Below are 18,586 nucleotides of genomic sequence, written 5' to 3'. Positions count from 1 at the left end.
GGGGCGTGGTGGCAGGGCACCGTCTCGGCGCTCACGACTGCGGTCGCGGTTCTCGTGGCAGCCCGAGGACCTGTTCGCCGATCATGTTGTGGACTACCTCGTCGGTGCCCGCCATGATGTGCATGCCCGGCTCTCCGAGGACGAACTGATTCCACGCGAACGTGCCCCATTCGCCGGTGTCGGCAGCGAGCCGCGGACCGAGCAGATCGGTGACGAAGCGCGATGCCAAACGCAGGTTGTTGGACAGTGTCAGCTTCGCAAGTAGTGGAGACGCCGTCGGGTTGTCCCCGGCCCGGCGCCGTGCGCTGGTGACGTGCTGGAGATGCTTCGCCGCCCGGAACGCCATGACTACCTCGGCCAATCGCTGCCGGACGATGGGGTCGTTCTCCAGGCCGAGGGACCGGACCAGCGCGACCAGGCGCTCCCCGTTGGCCACACCGGCACCGCCCCGCCCCATCCCCACACCGATCGCGGTGCGTTCGATCTTCAACGTTTCCTGCGCCACCTCCCACCCCTGACCGCGGGCCCCGATTCGGTGGGAATCGGGGACGCGGACACCGGTGAGGAACACCTCGTTGAAGGAGGAGCCCCCGGTGATCTGCCGCAACGGCCGCACCTCGACGCCGGGTTGCCGCATGTCCACCAGGAACGCAGTCAGACCTTTGCGCCCGGACACCTGGGATTCGGTGCGGCACAGCGCGAGCCCGATATCGGCGTAGTGGGCATCCGACGTCCAGACCTTCTGGCCGTCGACGATCCAGGTGTCACCGTCCAGTACCGCCTTCGTCGTGAGACTCGCGAGGTCGGAGCCGGCTCCGGGTTCGCTGAACAACTCGCATCCGATGACATCGCCGCGAAACAGGCCTCGGACGTGTTGCCGGGCGATCTCCGGATCCGCGTAGCGGAGCAAGATCGGCGTCAGCACCCGGTCGAGCTTGAAGAATGCCTGTGAGGGAGTGTCGAACTGCGCCTCGAGCGCCGCGAAACGGCGCTGGGATGCGGCGCTCAGCCCCGCGCCCCCGTGCTCGACGGGCCCGTCGAGCCAGCCCAAACCGGCATCGAAGCGCGCGCGGCGGTAGGTGCGCGCGACGTCGAGTTCGGCACGCTCGACGTCGGGATCGGGGTCGTCCCAGATCGCTACCGCACCGTCATCCCCCTCGCCCCACACGAGTGCACCCTGCGTGCGACTGCGTCGGCGGCGATCGGCCAGAAACGACAAGGCTCTGTTCTCGAGTCCGTCGTCCGACAGGACACGTTCATCGTCGACCTTCATTGCACCCTCCGGGATTCGGGAGGCGACGTCGAGGCGTCGCTGCGTGTAGTTCGGTCCAGTAGAGAGGCGGCCACGACTTCGTGGTGCCTGCGCGGGTCTCCGAAGAGCGCGCGGGTGGAGATCGCCCGCCGGAAGTACAAGTGCGCCGGGTGTTCCCACGTGAATCCGATTCCGCCGTGGATCTGGATGCTGTCGGCAGAGGCGCGGTCGAACGCCGCCGACGCGAGCGTCTTGGCAATGGACGCGGCCGGCTCGGCGTCGGCCGAGTTCACCGTCAGACAGGACGCAGCGTAATACACTGCCGCACGCGCTGATTCGATCTCGAGATACATATCGACACACTTGTGCTTGATCGCCTGATACGAACCGATTGCCCGCCCGAACTGCGTGCGGGTCCCGGCGTATGTCACCGCGGTGTCGAGGCAGTACTGCGCTCCCCCGACCTGTTCGGCCGCCAGCAGCACGGCCGCACGGGTGAGGACGGCCTCGACCGTGGGCGCCGCGGCACCGAGCACTCCGACCGCGGTCGCCGGAACGTCGTGGAAGTCGAGCCGGGCCTGGCTCCGGGTGCCGTCGAGAGTCGCCATCGGCGAGCGGACGAGGCCGGGTAGCGGACCTTCGGCAGCGAACACCGACGAACCCTCGTCGGTGTCGGCGACCACGAGAACGAGATCGGCCGAGGCACCGTCGAGGACGTGGTGAACGGTGCCGTCCAGCCGCCAACCGTCCCCGTTCCGTGTCGCCCGCACCTGTGGTTTCCGCGCCGGGTCCCAATGACCGTCGGCGCCGGTGTAACCGAGCGTGCCGGTGATCTGCCCCGCCGCGAGGGCCGGAACCAGGCGCTCGCGCGCTGACGCGTCGCCGGCCCGCATCAGCGTGCCGATCGCGAGTGCCGTCGTGGCCAGGAGCGGTGACGGCAGGAGCGACTTGCCGAGTTCCTCCATCGCGACCGCGAGGAATTCGTAGCCCGCCCCGGCACCGCCCAGTTCCTCGGGGACGGTCAGTCCGGCCAATCCGAGTTGTTCGGCCATGATCTGCCAGGTTCGCGAATCGAGTGGTGTAGTCGTCTCGGCGAGCGTGCGCACCGCCGCCTCGCCGGCGTGGCGCTCACGGAATGCCGCGACGACGTCGCGCAGTTCGGCGAGTTCGCTGGGCCAGGTGTAGTCCGCAGTCGTGGTGGTCATCGGAGCACCGTCTATGCCGGCTCGGTGACGGTGGATGTCGTGACCACACTCTTGTCGAGCAGTGCGCGGATTTCGTCGTGGGTGAAGCCGGCTTCCCCCAGGATCTCGACCGAGTGCTCACCGAGAAGCGGTGCGTAGCCCCGGGGCTGGGCGGGCGTTCCGTGGAGCCGGAACGGCGTGTTGGGGACCGGGTAGCGACCGTGGATGGGGTGCTCGAGTTCGGTGATGGAATGGTTGTGCACCACCTGCGGTTCGGTGAAGACGTCCTCGAGCCGGTGAACGGGTCCGCACGGCACCGCGACCTGGTCGAGGCGTTCGAGCCAGCTCGCGGTGGTGTGCCCCGCGAAGATCGGGATGAGAATGTCGTTGAGCGCTCCACGGTTCGCGACGCGGTCTGCGTTGGTGACGAAGCGCGGGTCGTCGGCCAGTTCGGGGCGGTCGATGACCTTGGTCAAGCGCAGCCAGAACCGGTCGTTGAGGCACGCGACGATGAAGTCCTTGCCGTCGCCGCCCTGGTAGGGCTGGTACGGAGCGATTTGCGGATGTCCTCCGCCCTGCGGTCGTACGGGAACCTTCGTGCGGTCGTAGTGCGTCAGGATGTTGGCGAGCATCGCGATCTGGCCGTCCAGCAGATTCACGCTGACCTTCTGGCCGTGACCGTTGAGATCGCGGGCACGCAGCGCGGAGACGATCGAGAATCCGAGCAGGAAGGAGCCGACGAAGTCGGCCATCGGGACACCGGCCTTGATCGGTGGGCCGTCGGTCTCACCGGTCAGGCCCATGATCCCGCCGATGGCCTGTCCCAGCAGGTCCATGCCGGGTTGGTGGGCACGAGGCCCGTCTTCGCCGAACGCGGTCAGCTGGCAATACACCAGCTGGTCGTTGAGCTTGCCCATCGACTCGTAGTCGATCCCGAGGCGGGTGACGGCGTCCGGCCGGAATCCGACGATCATGACGTCTGCGTCGGCGACCAGACGCCGCAGCACGTCCATCCCCTCGGACTCGTGCAGGTCGAGTGTCAGTGACCGTTTGCTGCGGTTGACTCCGTAGAAGTAGGCGCTGTCGCCGACCCCGAACAGATTGTCGATGTATCGGAAGCTCTCCCCCGTCGGGGGCTCGATCTTGATCACATCGGCGCCCAGGTCACCGAGCAGAGACGCTGCATACGGGCCTGCGCCGACCTGCGAGAGGTCGACGACACGAACGCCCGACAGGGGAAGGCGATCACCGGGCATCTGGAGGTTGTCATCGTGCGGCATGTGAAGTCCTTCGATCCGTGGGGAGCGGGTGCGCTGCGGAGCATCGCGGGCACTTCCGATCCCTCAATGGTAGGGCCATTGACTCAATTCAGGTACACCCGAAGCAGAAAGTCAAGGCCTGACCAGGCCTTGACTTCACGGCAGCGATGGGGTTTCAATGGCACTACCAATGAAATCGGAGGTACGAGCGCATGACCGCACTGGTAGCGAAACGGCACCGGAGCGGAGCGGACGCGTCGAAACCGGGAATGATTGGCACCATGACCGAACCCGCCGACATCCAGTTCCGCCCGGCCCGGCCCCGCCGCGCCTTCGACGAGATCATCGACCAGGTGCGGGCCCAGGTTCGGCAGGGCAAGCTGCCACCGGGAAGCCGTCTGCCCTCGGAGCGCACACTCGCCGCCCAATTCGAGGTCAGCCGCAACACCGTGCGTGAAGCCATTCGGATGCTCGAAGTCACGGGCGTCGTGACCATCAAGAAGGGAGCCACCGGCGGAGCGTTCATCGCCCCCACCGATCCCGTCAGCATCTCGAAGGCATTGTCCGACAATCTCCTCCTGACGCGATACTCGCTGTCGGATCTGACCGAGGCCCGTGAGGAAATCGAGACCGTCGCGGTCACGACGGCCTGCGCCCGACGCACCGACGACGATCTCGCGCGAATGGAGGATCTGCTCCACAAGGCCGACGACCTCGCCGCCCGGGAAGACTGGAACGGCAAGACCGAGGCGATCATCGAATTTCATTGCCTAATCGGCGAAGCCACTCAGAACCCGATCATCGCGACGATGATGCGGTCGCTGATGGATCTGCTCACCGAGTTCACCCTGCGCTTCGGTGCCGAGGTACCGACCGGTGATGCCCTGCACAGCCCGCGCGCTCTGCTCGAGCACATTCGACGTCGCGACGCCGACGCGGCCGTGGCCGAGCTCGTTCACAACACCCGTCGGGTCCACCACATGTGGCTCGCCGACGCCGAAGAATAAGACACGTCTGATCGCTTCCGACCTGGCCGGCGTCCTCGGGACGTGGGTGGACCCGGCACGCCTTCACCACGCCGGGCGGTGGGTCGATCATGCGCACCACGAGAGGGAATCATCATGGATCTGAAGGTCACCCGCTACGAAATCCGCGACAACGGCGTCGCCACGGTGTGGCTCGACCGCCCCGGCCGCGGCAACTCCTGGACCTCCCGCATGAACGCGGAACTGCGCTGGACGATGGCCACCCTCGACGCCGATCCCACCGTTCGGGTCGTGGTCCTCACCGGCGGCGGCGACCAGTTCTGCGTCGGCGCCGACACCAAGGCACTCGACTTCTACACCGAGACCGACGAAAAGTATTCCGACACCGTCAACAAGCCCGACTTCGCCCGCCCCGGCCACGGGGTCAATCCCGAGTTCGACCACGACCTGGTGTGGATGTGGGGCCTGCGCGTCCCGCTGATCGCCGCCATCAACGGACCGTGCGCCGGTATCGCGGTCGCCCTGGCCGGCTACTGCGACCTCCGCTATGCGGTTCAGGGCGCCAAATTCACCACCGCGACCCCACGCCTGGGACTGCCCGCCGAGTACGGCCTGGCCTGGCTGCTGCCCCGCATCGTCGGATTGGCGAATGCCGCCGACATCCTCATCACCGGACGCATCCTGCGCTCCGAAGAACTACATCAGATGGGCTACCTGAACGGCGTGCATCCCCGGGACGAGCACTTCCTGGGCACGGTCTACGAGGTGGCCGACTATATCGCCACCCAGGTGTCCCCCGCCTCCGCGACCGGCGCCAAACGTCAGATCTACGCCGAGCTCCTGCACGCGAATGTCGGCACCGCCGTGGAGGATTCGAAAGCTCTCATCGAGCAGTTCATGCAGCAGCCCGATTTCAAGGAAGGCGTCGCCGCCATGGCCGAACGCCGCGCCCCGCAGTTCGCGGCGCCCGCCCCCGACACCCTGCCCGCACCTCCCGCATGAGCCTCCCGCCCCCTGCGCGACCGCACGAAACGGACCACACCTGATGACCACACCCTCGACCACAGTGGACGCCCACACCGACCCCGCCGACCCCGCCGCCGACGGTTTCCGGTGGAGCCGGGAGACCACCGACGACCTCGTGCACGGCCGCCCGTGCCGGGTCTACCGCCACCGGCGCACCGCCGTCGCGCAACTGTTGCTCGACGCCCGCCACTGGGGCAACCGGACCCACGTCGTGCAGGGTGAGCGCCGGCTGAGCTTCACCGAACACGAACACGCGGTGGCCCGGATCGCCGAACACTTCCGGACCCTCGGCGTCGGCAAGGGTGATCACGTCGCCCTGTTCGCCCGCAACCACGCCGAATGCACGATGGCGTTCTGGGCCGCGCACTGCCTCGGCGCCGTGGTGGACCTGTGCAACGCCTGGTGGAGCGCCGCGGAACTGGAAGGGGCCCTCGACACCGTCCGCCCGGTGGTGATCGTCCACGACGAGGACACCGCAGACCGTGTTCCCACCGGCATCACCGGAGTCGGCGTCGCCGACCTCGGTGAGTTGCTCCGCGGCGACACCGCACCCGACCTGCCGCTGCCCGACGTCGCCGAGGACGACCCCGCCCTGGTGCTGTTCACCTCCGGCAGCACCGGGGCGGCCAAGGGTGTGCTGCTGTCCCAGCGCTCGGTCGTCGGCAACATCCACAACCTGCTGCTGGCCACCCACCGCCTGCCCGGCGAACTCGACCGCCACGGCTCCGGCAGCGTCAACCTGGTCACCGTGCCGCTGTTCCACCTCGCCGGCGTGCAAGTAATGACCGCGGCGCTGGTCACCGGGGCCCGGATGGTGTACCAGGACGGCCGGTTCGATCCCGCGGAGGTCCTGCGCCTCATCGAACGCGAGCAGGTCACGACCTGGGGTGCCGTGCCCGCCATGGTCACCCGCGTCATGGAACACGACACCTTCGCCGCCGCTAACACCTCCAGTGTCCGGTCGATCCCCCTCGGCGGGTCCGCGTCCACCCCCGCCTTCCGGCGCACCGTTCAGGAACGGTTCCCGAACCTCAAGGGTGGCGGGGCCGGGTCGATGTACGGGCTGACCGAGGCCGGTGGCCTCCTCGCGATGGGCACCTCCCGCGAGATCACCGAACGCCCGGGCTGCGTCGGGAAGCTGCTCCCACCGATCGAGGTGACCATCGCGAACCCGGACGCCGACGGCAACGGCGAAATCCTGGTTAACTGCCCCGGCCTGATGAGCGGGTACGTCGACCCCGACCTGGACTCCCTCGTCGACGCCGACGGGTGGCTGCACACCGGCGACCTCGGCCGCCTCGACGACGACAACTACCTCTACCTGAGCGGCCGCTCGAAGGACATCATCATCCGGGGCGGGGAAAACATCTCCTGCGCCCACGTGGCCGCGGCCCTGACCACCCACCCCGCGGTCGCCGAGGCGATCGTGGTGGCGCTGCCGCACGCCGAACTCGGCGAACAGGTCGCCGCCGCCGTGACCATCCGCCGCGGCATCCCGGTCAGCACCGACGACCTCCGCGCCCACGCAGCACAAACGCTCGGCCGCTTCCAAATTCCCACCCGCTGGTGGCTGCGCAACGACATGCTCCCCACCAGCGCGTCCGGGAAGGTGATCCGCCGCAACGTCGAAGCGATGTGGCTCGAACGCGGCGCCACCGACCTCATCGAGATCGACAACTGACAACCCACCCGACAGATCGGCGCTCCCCATGACGACCCCTCCCCCAGAGACCGGGTCGACCGGTCCCCTCGCCGGCCTCCGAGTCCTCGAGCTCGGAGGTATGGGACCGGCGCCGTTCGCGGCAATGACTCTCGCCGATCTCGGCGCCGATGTCGTACGCATCGAGCGACCGGCAGCGCGCGATCGCCCGCCGCGGGACGGGTCGCAGATCCTCCACCGCGGGAAACGGTCTATCTGCCTGGATGTGAAGGACGACGCCGATCGTGCGACCGTGAAGGAACTCGCGGGCCGTGTCGATGTGGTGATCGAATCCTCGCGTCCCGGTGTTGCCGAGCGGCTCGGCATCGGCCCCGACGATCTGCACGCCGTCAATCCGCGGCTCGTCTATGCCCGGATGACCGGCTGGGGCCAGGAGGGCCCGAAGGCAGCGACCGCCGGCCACGATGTCGGATACCTCGCGGGGACCGGGCTCCTCCACGCCATCGGCGGTGAGGAACGCCCTCAGATCCCGCTCGCTCTCGTCGGCGACTTCGGTGGTGGTGCACTGTATCTCGTGATCGGCATTCTCGCGGCCGTGCACGAGGCCAGGCTCAGCGGCCGGGGACAGGTCGTCGACGGCGCGATCGTCGACGGCGCCGCGCATATGGGCACACTGCTGTACGGGATGCTCGACGCCGGCCGGTGGACGGACCGGCGGCAGTCCAACCTGATGGACGGCGGTACCCCGTTCTATTCGGTCTACGAGACCGCCGACGGCAAGCACATGACTGTCGGTGCGATCGAACCGAAGTTCTACGACGCCTTCGTCGAGATTCTCGCGCCGGATGAGGAACTGCCTTCTCGGCGGGACAGGTCGGCGTGGCCCGAACTCCGCGACCGCATCGCGGCACGGTTCCGGACTCGTACCCGGGACGAATGGACAACCCTGTTCCGGGGCACCGACGCCTGCGTCGAGCCCGTTCTGTCTCTCACCGAATCCCTCGACGACGATCACCTACGCGAGCGCGGAACCTATATCGACGTCGGCGGGATCCGCCAGCCCGCTCCCGCGCCGCGGTTTTCGCGAACGCCCGCGGCCGCCGTCACACCACCGTGCACTCCCGGCGACCACGATTCCCGCAGGGTGCTCGCGTCGTGGGACGTGCGGTAGCCACGCCGAAACGAGCTCGTCCGGCCAGGAAGTCAGTCCCTGACCGGACGAGCTCTCAGTGCCGGAACGTTACTGGCGCGCTACGTTGATCACCTTGATCTGGGTGTACTCGAGCAACCCGAGGACACCGAGTTCGGTACCGATGCCGGACTGCTTGGCGCCGGCGATGGGTACGTCCGGCGTCCGATCGCTGTGCTTGTTCACCCACACGGTTCCCGCCGAGATTCGGTGAGCGATCGCGGTGGCGGCGTCGATGTCCGTTGACCAGACCGACGCGGCCAAGCCGAACTCGCTGTCGTTGGCGCGGGCCACGACGTCGTCGATGTCGGTGTAGGGCATCACCGGGACCACGGGGCCGAATTGTTCCTCGACGACCAGGCGTGACGACTCGTCGATATCCCGGACGATCGTCGGTCGCACGAAATAGCCGGGACCGTCGACGACTCCTCCGCCGGGCATGACCTTTCCGGCGGTCTCCGCGTCCGCGAGGATTTCCTTGATGCGGTCGAACTGTGCCTGGTTCTGGACCGGCCCGAACTGTGTTCCCGGTTCCATGCCGTTGCCGACGATCGCGTTCGCCGCACGGGCAGCAAGTGCGTCGCAGAATCGGTCGTAGAGATCCGCGTGCACGTAGATCCGCTTGATCGCGCGACAGATCTGCCCACTGTTGCCGAAGGCGGCGTTGAAGACCTTCTCGGCGACCTCGTCGACATCGACATCGGGCAGGACGATCGCCGGGTCGTTGCCGCCGAGCTCGAGGGTCACCCGGGTCAGGCGTTCCGCCGCCGCAGCCATCACCTTTTTGCCCGTTTCCGTCGAACCGGTCAGGCTGACCTTCTGCAGTCCCGGATGCGCCGAGAGGTGCGGGCCGAGCTCGGGGCCACCGGAGACGATGTTCACCACACCGGCGGGGACGATGTCTGCGATCAGCCGACCGAGGTGGAGGGTAGCCGCGGGGGTCGTCGGGGCGGGTTTCACGACCATCGTGTTGCCGGCCAGCAGCGCGGCGGGGAGTTTGAACGCCAGGAGGAGCAGGGGGAAATTCCACGGCACGATGATGCCGATCACGCCGACCGGAACGCGGTGGATCTCGACCCGGCGCAGCTCGCTGTCGTCGATCACTTCCGGTTCGAGGGTCAGGCCGGCGAAGTAGCGGATGTACTCGACCGCTGTGTCGACCTCCCCGAACGCGGCGGCAAGCGGTTTTCCCTGTTCGCGGACGAGGATGCCGGCGAGTTCCTGACGGTGCTGCGCGATGGTGTCGGCGATCTGCGACACGATCCGCCGCCGCTCGTCGACCGGGGTAGCTGCCCAGCTCGGGTGTGCGGCTCCGGCCGCGGCCACGGCCCGGTCCAGCTGCTCGGGCGAGGCGGCAGGGACCGCGCTGAAGGTCTGCTCGGTGGCGGGGTCGATGACCGGAAGCTCCGTGGAGCCCGGCACGAGTGCGCCGTCGATCAGCAGTGCAAAGTCGTTCATCAATGGTTCCTCTAATTGGCGTGAATGGTTGTGCCCGCGCCGGGTTCGCAGTCGGCCGCAGTTCCGTCGGCGCCGTCGTCCGGCCGGGTCGGCAGGTTCGGAATCGCGATCGCTGCAACGACGATTCCGAGAATTCCGAAGAGCACGAGTGCGTATGCGGGTGCGATGGTGGAGACCTCCGCGACCAGCCAGGTGGAGACGAAGGGTGCTGCACCGCCGAACACCGCGTAGCTGATCTGGAACGGGAGTGCGCTGGCCGAGTACCGCACCTCGACGGGAAAGAGTTCGACGACTGCCAGTGCCGACACGATCAGCAGCGAGTACGCGGTGGTGGCGTACAGGGAGATTCCGATCGTCGCGGCGACGACGCCGTGCCGCAGGAGAATGAAGGCCGGCACCACCGCGATCGCCAGGGCCGCGGCGAGTGACACGGCCAGCGTCTTGCGTTGGATGCGGTCTGCCCACCGGCCGATGCCGACGATCAGCCCGATCCCCACGAGGTGACCGACGACCACGATCGTCAGGGCCGTCGACATCGGGTAGTTCTGAAACTTCACGAGGTAGGACATCATGAATCCGACCAGGATGTAGCCGGCGACGGATTGCATGGCGACCCATCCGAGGAGGGTGCACATCTGGCGGCGAACCGTGCGGAAGGCCTGCGCGAGAGGCGCGGGCGTTCCCGGCTCGGAATTCGCTCGGGCGGCGGTGAAGTCGTGCGAATCCTCGATGCTCATGCGGAGGTAGAAGCCGAGGACGCCGAGCGGTGCCGACAGGAGGAACGGCAGACGCCAGCCCCACTGGGCCATCTGCTGGTCGGTCGTCAGGGCCGAGACGACCAGGACGACCAGGGCGGCGCAGCACACCCCCGCAACGATCGACACGACGAGTTTGGAGGCGTTCCTGCCGCGTTCGCCGATCGCGGACTGCTCGACCACGAGAACGAACGCTCCGCTCTGCTCCCCGCCCGCCGAGAAGCCCTGCAGCAGTCGGCACACGAGCAAGAGTGTCGGTGCCGCCACGCCGACCGCCGCATAGGTCGGCAGCACACCGATGGCCGCGGTGGCGGCGCTCATCAGAAGAACCGCGATCATCAACGCGCGCTTGCGTCCCCAGCGGTCGCCGACGTGTCCGAAGACGACCGCTCCGATCGGACGAATCACGAACGCGACGCCGAACAAGGCAAACGTCGAGAGCAGAGCCGCCACGCTGTCGAACTGCGGGAAGAACAGTGTGGCGATGGTGACTGCGAAGAACCCGTACAGGGTGAAATCGTAGAACTCGATGAAGTTGCCGATCGCGCCGGCCCGGGTGACCTTGGTGATCTTGTCCGGAGCGCTCGTGTGCGCGGAAACGTCGACTGTGCTCATACATCGTCCGATCGAAGTGGGAAATGAAAAGAGTGAACGGCGCAGGACTATCGTGCGGTCAGGCCGCCGTCGACGGGCAACGCGATCCCCGTGACGAAGGACGACTCGTCCGAGGCCAGCCACAACGCGGCGTCCGCAATCTCACGGGGCTGACCGGCGCGGCCGAGTGGGACACCGGCGACGACACGCTTCTCGTTCTCTTCCTGGGAGAACCGTGCATCGACCTTCATGAAGTCGTTGTACAACATCGGGGTCGCCACCGGTCCCGGGCACAGTGCGTTCACGCGGACACCATCGGTCGCGTAGCGCACGGCCAACCCCTTGGCCAGACCAATGACGCTCGCCTTCAGTGCGGAGTAGACCGGGCTGAGCGCAGACCCGACGAGTCCGGAGGTCGATGCGGTGAAGATGATCGAGCCGCTCCCCTGCTGTCGCATGTGCGTGATCGCGCGTGCCGCGATCACCGTCGACTGTGTGAGGTTCACGTCGGTGGCGGTTCGGAATTCGTCGAGGTCGAGGGTCTCGACGTCGCCGGGGGCGGGCATTCCCGCGTGGCTCCACAGGACGTCGATTCCGCCGAGCCATGCGATCGCGTCGTCGGCGACGGTCCCGGCGATGTCGGCGTCGGACAGATCGGCGACGAACCCCTGTGCGTTGCCGCCAGCCGTGTTGATTCCGTCGACCACTTCCTTCAACCGGGCTTCGTCCCGGTCGACTGCCGCGATCCGGGCGCCTTCCTGCGCGAACCGTTCGCACCCGGCCTGGCCCATTCCCGACGCGGCCGCGGTCACGACCACGCGCTTGCCTTGCAGTCTCATCGCCATCTCCTCAAAGTTGTTCGTGTGGCACGGTTGTTCGTTTCGCACGAAGGGCCGGTCGGCCTTTCCCGATCCGGTCATTCCTCCGGCGCCAGCGTGACGGTGATTCCGTCGAGCGACTGAGCGTGCGCGACCTGGCAGGACAGTCGTGACGTCTCCGCGTCGAACCCTTCGGCTTCCTCGAGGAGTTCGATCTCGTCTTCGGAGCGCTCGCCGAGTCCCGAGACGACCTGCGGTTCCAGGTACACATGGCAGGTGGCGCAGGACGCGGTTCCGCCGCACGACGCCAGGAGTGGAAAATCATTGTCCCGCAGAGCTTCCATGAGGGTCTGTTCGGGTTCCCACTCGACCTGGCTGGGCGATCCCGCGCGGTCGATGACGGTGATGTTGTTGGACATGTCGTGAATTCCTAACGTGATATAGCGAGATCGTCGGTTCGGGTGGTCGCCAGCTTCACCGCTCGGTCTGCCGCGAGTACGGGATCGAGCCGGGCACCGGCGGCGATGAGCTTCTTTCCCGCGGCGAAGTCGCCGAGCGCATTGATCGTGTCCAGTGCGGCCAGGCGACCGTCGCGCAGGTAGAGAACCGCGAACTTGCCGTCGGCAGGATCGCCGCGCCGAACTACGTGGTCTTCCGACGAGCGCACCCCGGCGGTCTGCAGTCGGACACCGTGCTGGACGGTCCAGAACCACGGCACCTCCGCGACCGCGGCGTCGAGACCCAGTATGTGGCGAGCCGCGCTGTCTGCCTGCGCCATTGCATTCTGCACGCATTCGAGGCGCATACTGACACCTTCCCGGGGACAGGTGAAACGGGTGACGTCGCCGACGGCATAGATCTCGGGATCGGAGGTGCGGGCGTGCTCGTCGACGACGATTCCGTCGGAACAGTCGAGTCCGGCCGCCTCGGCGAGTTCCTGGTTGGGTAGCACACCGATACCCACCACGACGACGTCTGCGGGGATCGTCTCTCCGTCGCTGGTGACGACGCCTTCGACCCGGTCCGACCCCTCGATCCTTTCAAGGGAGCTACCGAAGGCGAACTGCACTCCCTCCGCAACATGGAGGTCCTCGAAGTAGCGACTCACATCTTCCGACGTGACACGGCTCATCGATCGATCCTGATACTCGAGTACGGTTGCGCTGCAACCGGATTTCACCGCCGCCGCTGCGACCTCCATCCCGATGTACCCGGCACCGACGATCACGAACCGCACGCCGGGGCGCAGCATCGCCTTCAAATTGCGGCCGTCTGCGCGGGTCTTCAAGACCTGCACGCCGGGCAGCGCTGCGCCGGGAACGTCGAGTGTCCGTGCCCGCGACCCCGTGGCGAGGATGAGTCGGTGATAGGGAATCGTGGAGCCATCGGCCAGGCAGATCTCCCGCGCGGATCGGTCGACAGCGGTCACCGCGGACCCGGCGATTCGCCGGATTCCCTTGTCCTCGTAATAGTCCTGTTTCCGAAGCGCGGGGGGCTCATGCGATTCCGCGCCGGCGAGCACGTCCTTCGAGAGGGGCGGCCGCTCGTAGGGGAGCCCGTCTTCCTCGTCGATCAGGATCAACTCACCTCGGTATCCGAGTTCGACGAGACGCGACGCGGTGTGGACACCGGCGTGCCCGGCGCCGACGACAACGATGGGTGTGGACATTGTCCTGCCTTCCGCGCGGTCCGGTCAGGCACCCACGGCATGCAGCAGGACGTGCATGCGCTCGGGTCCGACGGTGAGATTGTTGCCGTGCATGTACTCGATCGCGTGGTCGGGATCGATCGCGATCGACTCGAGCCGAGCCGCCAGTAGTTTGGTCGTCACCCGCAGCTCGAGGCGGGCGAGGGGCGAACCGATGCAGCTGTGGATGCCGTATCCGAACCCGAAGTGCCCTTCGGTGTCCCGGTCCATGTCGAACTCGTGCGCGCCGGGGAACTTCGTCTCGTCACGGTTGGCCGATGCGATGAGCAGCCGAACGACCGCACCCTTCGGAATGACGGTTCCGGCGATCTCGACGTCGTCCTTGGTGCGTCGCACGGTGCGGTGAACCGAACCGCGGAAACGGGCAAGTTCCTCGACGAATTTCTCCGCCTCGTCCGGGTTGGTGCGGATCCGCCCCAGGAGATCCGGATGGTGTGCGAATTCCTGGAACGCCATCGTCATCAACAGCGTGGTTGTGTCGTGGCCTGCGACGAACATGAACCCGCACAGTTCGCGGGCCTCCTTGTCGGAGAGCAGGCCTTCCTTCCACATCCGCGCGATGTGACCGCCGACAGCCTCGCTGTTCTCGCGGTAGAGACGCTCGAGGTTCTCCTGGAGGTAGTCGAAGAACTCCATGGTGTTCTTCTCGTCCTCGCCCGATCCCGGCGCATTCCGCGCGACGCGCGCGAAGTACGTGAACATCTCGTCCGACCAGAACTTCATTTTGTCGATGTCCGCAGCCGGAACGTCGAGGATGGCACTGATGGTCGACATGCTCAGCGGCATCGAGTAGGACGTCGCCACCTCGCCGCCGCCGGCCGCGATCATCTCGTCGAGATACCGGGCGGCATTCTCGCGGACGCGGTCTTCGACCATCGCCACCGATTTGGGGGTGAAGGCGCGTGCGACCACCTGCCGGAGGCGGGTGTGGTTGGGCGCATCGAACAGGGTCAGGAACGTCAGCGGCACCGGTTCGGTCACCTGGGAGGAGAAGACCTTGGGTGCGCGCAGAGCTTTGCGCACGTCCTGGTATCGGCTGACGAACCAGACGTCCTCGCCGGGTGTCTGCGCGCGGAGCACCGGGGCATGCTCACGCATCCACGCGTAGTGCGCATACGGCACACCTTGACTGCCGTCCTCGTCGATCACCTTGAACGCGGGAAGGTCTGTCGGCCACTCCAACTCGTGAGAGTAGGGGTGCGAGATCGCGGTGGACTCGGTGACGGTAGACATCGGCGTCCTTTCGTGGAAGCTGGTGTTGGACGCGGGGGCACCGATCGATAAGCGCCCGTCGTCCGGTCTGGGTGTGAGCATTCGACCGAAATGGCCGTAGGGACGGAGCGGATCCTGTTTTCGCTCCCGACTCCTGTGCTCTGCTCTATCAAGACTCCCAGGAGTGAAGCACGCCACAAATAGCACTTCCGGTAGGCGGAATAATTTGTATAAAAATGTGTTATGAGCTGCGGTTACCGTCGCGCGCAACCGGGGTGGCTGCAATGGCGCGCGCGATACTGGTGGCGACGGTCTGCATGGCGGGGACTGCCGTCAACACGTTCTCCTCACCCCGTGCGTAGACCACGGTCAGCGCCGCGATCACCGCGCCGTGTTCGCCCATGATGGGCACGGCAATTCCGGACCACCGCTCGATTCCGAAACCTGCCGCGTAGAAGAAGCGTTGCTGGCGCACCTCGGCCAGGATCCGGCGGAGCAGGACCGGGTCGGTGACGGTGCGGTCGGTGAGCTTGTCCAACGGCCCGGACAGAACCTTGGCCTGGTACTCCGGTGACGAAAATGCCAGCAGCACAAGACCGGTCGAACATCCGTGCAGGGGATACCGTTCGGCCATCCGGCCGGCATCGAGCGTCGAGTCCGGACTCGCCAGGCGTTCGAGAAACAACACCGATCCGGCGTCCAGGACCGCCAGACTGACGTGCTGACGCAGGATCGTCTGGAGGTCCTCCATGAACGGCAGCGCCGCCTCACGCAACGTCATCGTGTGCGAGCCGCGCGCGGAAATTTCCCACAGCCGCAACCCGATGCTGATCTCCTTGTTGGGAGCGCGTTCGAGTAGACCGTGTTTGACCAGCTCGTTCACCAACCGGTGCGTTGTCGTGAGGGGAAGGTCGGCACGATTCGCGAGCGTTGTGAGCGGTAGTGAGCGCGAATTGCGGTCGAAGGCACTGAGCAAACGCACCACACGTCCGATCACCGAGTCTCCACCGCTGTCCGGCATGATCGCAACACCTCTCCGACCGATACACGTGCAGTCTAGTGCGTGTCCCCTCGGCTTCGACCGGTGTTGGTCAGACGGCGACCGGCGCCACCCGATGTGGGTCCACCAGCTTCAGAATGTCGTCCGGCCAGGGCGTCGCACGGGTGTCGGCGGGGAGAACGTGCACGGAGGTGAACGTCCCGTGCGCGGCCCGGACTCGGGCCGCGCCGTCGAATTCTTCTCCGTAGACGTCGAATTCGAAGGTGATCGAGGTTCGCCCCACCGCCTGAATGCGGACGGTGGTGGTGACCTCCTGGCCGAACCAGAGCTTCGACGTGTAGTTCACCACTTGCTGGACTCTGGGCATGCTCGGAAAATGCTCCAGCAGACCCAACTGTCGGTACAACCGCACCTCGCATGCTTCCACCCACCGCAGGATCGATGAATTGTGATGATGCCCCGCCGCATCGGTGTCGGACCATTCCACCAGAGCGGACATCGTCGCCGATCGTGGCGGGAACTGCGTATCGGTGTCGTGGGTCATGGGCGATCCTCCGTAGTGGACAGGAAGGTGCCTTGCGCCGAGGTCAGGACGCGGCCCGTCGAGGTCTGCAGGGTGGCGTTCACCGTGGTGATCCGCCGGCCCCGGCGTTCGACCGTGGCACACAGCAGCACCGTGCCGTCGACTTCCGGCGCAAGGGGACGCTGGTATGCCAGCGTGAGGTCGAGTAGCTCCGGAGCCCCCGGGTCTTCGTGGGTTCCGGAATGACCGACCAGCGCGCGCATCGCGTGGTCGATCAGGCTGACGTGCAGTCCGCCGTGCACGACCCCGTGCCTGTTGCACAGCGCCGGGTCGAGTTCGGCGGTCAGCACCGAGGAATTTCCGTTCCGGGCGGTGTCCGTGATGCCGAAGATCTCGTCGAGGGACGGTAGCAGCGGGACACCACCCGTAGCGGATTTCGAGACCGTCGACGTCGGGGCCGAGGGCGGCGAGGGTGGCGATCCGGGGACGACGAGGAAGCGTGCGGTTCCCACGGCGATGCCGGCGTCGTCGGGCCCATGAATCCGGATACGGCTCAACCCGGTTCGGTGATTCGACGAGATCAGATCGCCCCGCGCGGTCACCACGGTTCCGGGCGAGGGCACCGGACCGACGGCGTCGAGGCGCAGGTCGACCGTGCGCACGTCGAGCCCCTGCGCGAACAGGCCGCCGAGCGATTGGGCCGCCGCGGAGTCGGCCGCCACACCCAACCAGCCGAGCGGAACGTCCGGTCCCGTAGCGAAACGGGGAAGGATCATCGCGGCCGTGGCCCAGTCGTCGCCGCGGGCCGTCACACGGCAACCGGTGAGCATCTCGGCCGGGTGGCGAGCACGGTGCCGCCCGATCTCGAAACCAGGCGCACTCACGGACAACGGTGCCACTTCCGGCTCCTTTCAGACACTGAGACTCGACAGCTTCGACCCGCCACACGACGCGCTCTCCAGAGCACCCCTCAATAGTCAACACATTTCTAGCGATAGTCAAATCTTCTGTAGACTTTTCCTGACTACCGAGCGTGACTCTCGGGGAGCGCGCGAATCAGCCGCCCTCCTGCTCGGCCCACACGTCCCACTGGGCCTGCGCGGTGTCGTGCCAGCGCTGATGGCTCGCGTCGAACGCGTCCACCGCGCGCACCGCAGGCCAATCGGAGGGCAGGAGCGACGCAGGCAGGTCCGGGTCCAGAAACGGGAAGCGACGCCACTCGTGCACGAGCTCCACCTGCGCGACGAAGGTCTCGGCCGACGTCAGCGGTGCCATCCCCGTGGTCCAATCGGTGAAGTGACGGTACTTCTCCGCCAGCTCGTCGAGATCCCACGCCGCAGAGATGAGGGTCCGGACATCATCGACCGGAACCCACGTGCCGACCCAGGCAAACGCCTTGGCCCGCAATCCCAGTTCGTCGAGGACAGCCAGGACGGCGTCTTCCTTGCCCGCGTCGGGGATTACCCAGAGACCCGGCGACGGCGATCCCATACCGAGCCACGTGAGCTGCGTCCGCAGTCGATGCCGCAAACTGCGCTGAGCCTCCGGAACGGCGACCGTGACGACCAGCCAGCGCTCGTCCCATTCCCGGTGTGCACGGAGAAACCCGTAGATTCTGTCGGCGCCGTCGCGAAGCAAGGTGGCGCCCTCCTCGGTCAGCGACCACCGCACCCGCCGGCCCGAGCGCTCGGACACGAGCAGACCCTCCTGCGCCATCCGGGAGATCGCCTGACGCGCCGCCTTCTGCTCCACGCCGATTTCCGCGAGCGCCCGCAGTAACGCCGACGTCCAGACCGCTTGCCCACGGGGACGGACGAACTCACCGAGAATGGTGAGGAGAGCGGACCTCGCACTGGCCGATCCGATGCCGAACGCGCGAACCCCCGCGTCGACCTCGAGGCCTGCCGCATTCGATTCCGGATACTGGACGTCGGCTTCGGTCATACTCTCACCTTCTCACGT

The 18,586-nt window shown here is 66.7% G+C and carries 17 protein-coding genes; 4 read left to right on the top strand and 13 right to left on the bottom strand.

All coding sequences use genetic code 11. From position 1 onward, the window contains the following. Positions 1–31 precede the first annotated feature (31 nt). From JWS13_RS30345 to JWS13_RS30335, 3 genes are read right to left on the bottom strand one after another with little or no spacing between them, the layout of a single operon-like run. Positions 32–1,273: an acyl-CoA dehydrogenase family protein gene (locus JWS13_RS30345; RefSeq protein WP_206009070.1), complete on the bottom strand. Its 1,242-nt coding sequence runs from the start codon at positions 1,271–1,273 to the stop codon at positions 32–34. Further along, positions 1,270–2,457, bottom strand: coding sequence for an acyl-CoA dehydrogenase family protein (locus JWS13_RS30340; RefSeq protein ID WP_206009069.1), 1,188 nt, complete (start codon positions 2,455–2,457; stop codon positions 1,270–1,272). Before JWS13_RS30340 ends, JWS13_RS30345 begins: the two co-directional genes overlap by 4 nt. Before the next feature lie 11 nt (positions 2,458–2,468). Continuing rightward, positions 2,469–3,716: a CaiB/BaiF CoA transferase family protein gene (locus JWS13_RS30335; RefSeq protein WP_206009068.1), complete on the bottom strand. Its 1,248-nt coding sequence runs from the start codon at positions 3,714–3,716 to the stop codon at positions 2,469–2,471. 191 nt (positions 3,717–3,907) lie between these two features. On the opposite strand from JWS13_RS30335, the gene JWS13_RS30330 reads away from it, so the two are divergent. The 4 genes from JWS13_RS30330 to JWS13_RS30315 all read left to right on the top strand — a co-directional run bounded on the left by JWS13_RS30330 (position 3,908) and on the right by JWS13_RS30315 (position 8,538). Next, positions 3,908–4,702, top strand: a complete 795-nt coding sequence (locus tag JWS13_RS30330) for a FadR/GntR family transcriptional regulator (protein WP_160100976.1) — start codon at positions 3,908–3,910, stop codon at positions 4,700–4,702. A gap of 114 nt (positions 4,703–4,816) precedes the next feature. Further along, positions 4,817–5,683: an enoyl-CoA hydratase-related protein gene (locus JWS13_RS30325; RefSeq protein ID WP_206009067.1), complete on the top strand. Its 867-nt coding sequence runs from the start codon at positions 4,817–4,819 to the stop codon at positions 5,681–5,683. Positions 5,684–5,726: 43 nt separating this feature from the next. Then, entirely contained in the window at positions 5,727–7,388 is a 1,662-nt protein-coding gene (locus tag JWS13_RS30320) for a class I adenylate-forming enzyme family protein (RefSeq protein WP_206009066.1), read from the top strand. Positions 7,389–7,416: 28 nt separating this feature from the next. After that, on the top strand, positions 7,417–8,538 hold the full coding sequence (locus tag JWS13_RS30315; RefSeq protein ID WP_206009065.1) for a CaiB/BaiF CoA transferase family protein: 1,122 nt from the start codon (positions 7,417–7,419) through the stop codon (positions 8,536–8,538). Positions 8,539–8,607: 69 nt separating this feature from the next. Here the strand turns inward: JWS13_RS30315 and JWS13_RS30310 are convergent, their stop codons facing one another. The 10 genes from JWS13_RS30310 to JWS13_RS30265 form a co-directional block, all read right to left on the bottom strand. Next, positions 8,608–10,014 (bottom strand): aldehyde dehydrogenase family protein, encoded by a 1,407-nt coding sequence (locus tag JWS13_RS30310; RefSeq protein WP_206009064.1) that lies wholly within the window; start codon positions 10,012–10,014, stop codon positions 8,608–8,610. A gap of 11 nt (positions 10,015–10,025) precedes the next feature. Next, complete coding sequence (locus JWS13_RS30305; protein ID WP_206009063.1) at positions 10,026–11,384, bottom strand: MFS transporter; 1,359 nt, start codon at positions 11,382–11,384, stop codon at positions 10,026–10,028. A gap of 47 nt (positions 11,385–11,431) precedes the next feature. Then, positions 11,432–12,202, bottom strand: a complete 771-nt coding sequence (locus JWS13_RS30300) for an SDR family NAD(P)-dependent oxidoreductase (protein ID WP_206009062.1) — start codon at positions 12,200–12,202, stop codon at positions 11,432–11,434. A 77-nt stretch (positions 12,203–12,279) separates the two neighbouring features. Then, on the bottom strand, positions 12,280–12,600 hold the full coding sequence (locus tag JWS13_RS30295) for a 2Fe-2S iron-sulfur cluster-binding protein (RefSeq protein ID WP_206009061.1): 321 nt from the start codon (positions 12,598–12,600) through the stop codon (positions 12,280–12,282). 11 nt (positions 12,601–12,611) lie between these two features. Beyond that, positions 12,612–13,850, bottom strand: a complete 1,239-nt coding sequence (locus tag JWS13_RS30290) for an NAD(P)/FAD-dependent oxidoreductase (protein ID WP_206009060.1) — start codon at positions 13,848–13,850, stop codon at positions 12,612–12,614. Positions 13,851–13,874: 24 nt separating this feature from the next. After that, complete coding sequence (locus JWS13_RS30285; RefSeq protein ID WP_206009059.1) at positions 13,875–15,122, bottom strand: cytochrome P450; 1,248 nt, start codon at positions 15,120–15,122, stop codon at positions 13,875–13,877. 220 nt (positions 15,123–15,342) lie between these two features. Further along, positions 15,343–16,122 carry an IclR family transcriptional regulator gene (locus JWS13_RS30280; RefSeq protein WP_206009058.1) on the bottom strand — a complete coding sequence of 260 codons (780 nt, stop codon included), beginning with the start codon at positions 16,120–16,122 and terminating at the stop codon, positions 15,343–15,345. Between the two features lie 70 nt (positions 16,123–16,192). After that, on the bottom strand, positions 16,193–16,645 hold the full coding sequence (locus tag JWS13_RS30275) for an acyl-CoA thioesterase (RefSeq protein ID WP_206009057.1): 453 nt from the start codon (positions 16,643–16,645) through the stop codon (positions 16,193–16,195). Then, positions 16,642–17,523, bottom strand: a complete 882-nt coding sequence (locus JWS13_RS30270; protein ID WP_206009056.1) for a PaaI family thioesterase — start codon at positions 17,521–17,523, stop codon at positions 16,642–16,644. The genes JWS13_RS30275 and JWS13_RS30270 overlap by 4 nt, the downstream gene beginning before the upstream one ends. Positions 17,524–17,680: 157 nt before the next feature. Next, the gene (locus JWS13_RS30265) at positions 17,681–18,568 is read right to left on the bottom strand and encodes a PaaX family transcriptional regulator (protein ID WP_206009055.1); all 888 of its coding nucleotides are present in this window, start codon (positions 18,566–18,568) and stop codon (positions 17,681–17,683) included. Positions 18,569–18,586 lie beyond the last annotated feature (18 nt).

The sequence above is a fragment of the Rhodococcus pseudokoreensis genome (genome assembly GCF_017068395.1).
Lineage (GTDB): Bacteria > Actinomycetota > Actinomycetes > Mycobacteriales > Mycobacteriaceae > Rhodococcus_F > Rhodococcus_F pseudokoreensis.
This window is presented reverse-complemented; position numbering and strand designations above follow the sequence as displayed.

Coding starts and splice junctions, on each gene's coding strand:
- JWS13_RS30265 (WP_206009055.1), bottom strand. CDS start 18,568: ATGACCGAAGCCGACGTCCAGTATCCGGAATCGAATGCGGCAGGCCTC.
- JWS13_RS30340 (WP_206009069.1), bottom strand. CDS start 2,457: ATGACCACCACGACTGCGGACTACACCTGGCCCAGCGAACTCGCCGAA.
- JWS13_RS30290 (WP_206009060.1), bottom strand. CDS start 13,850: ATGTCCACACCCATCGTTGTCGTCGGCGCCGGGCACGCCGGTGTCCAC.
- JWS13_RS30280 (WP_206009058.1), bottom strand. CDS start 16,122: ATGCCGGACAGCGGTGGAGACTCGGTGATCGGACGTGTGGTGCGTTTG.
- JWS13_RS30330 (WP_160100976.1), top strand. CDS start 3,908: ATGACCGCACTGGTAGCGAAACGGCACCGGAGCGGAGCGGACGCGTCG.
- JWS13_RS30335 (WP_206009068.1), bottom strand. CDS start 3,716: ATGCCGCACGATGACAACCTCCAGATGCCCGGTGATCGCCTTCCCCTG.
- JWS13_RS30285 (WP_206009059.1), bottom strand. CDS start 15,122: ATGTCTACCGTCACCGAGTCCACCGCGATCTCGCACCCCTACTCTCAC.
- JWS13_RS30275 (WP_206009057.1), bottom strand. CDS start 16,645: ATGACCCACGACACCGATACGCAGTTCCCGCCACGATCGGCGACGATG.
- JWS13_RS30300 (WP_206009062.1), bottom strand. CDS start 12,202: ATGAGACTGCAAGGCAAGCGCGTGGTCGTGACCGCGGCCGCGTCGGGA.
- JWS13_RS30325 (WP_206009067.1), top strand. CDS start 4,817: ATGGATCTGAAGGTCACCCGCTACGAAATCCGCGACAACGGCGTCGCC.
- JWS13_RS30320 (WP_206009066.1), top strand. CDS start 5,727: ATGACCACACCCTCGACCACAGTGGACGCCCACACCGACCCCGCCGAC.
- JWS13_RS30315 (WP_206009065.1), top strand. CDS start 7,417: ATGACGACCCCTCCCCCAGAGACCGGGTCGACCGGTCCCCTCGCCGGC.
- JWS13_RS30305 (WP_206009063.1), bottom strand. CDS start 11,384: ATGAGCACAGTCGACGTTTCCGCGCACACGAGCGCTCCGGACAAGATC.
- JWS13_RS30345 (WP_206009070.1), bottom strand. CDS start 1,273: ATGAAGGTCGACGATGAACGTGTCCTGTCGGACGACGGACTCGAGAAC.
- JWS13_RS30295 (WP_206009061.1), bottom strand. CDS start 12,600: ATGTCCAACAACATCACCGTCATCGACCGCGCGGGATCGCCCAGCCAG.
- JWS13_RS30310 (WP_206009064.1), bottom strand. CDS start 10,014: ATGAACGACTTTGCACTGCTGATCGACGGCGCACTCGTGCCGGGCTCC.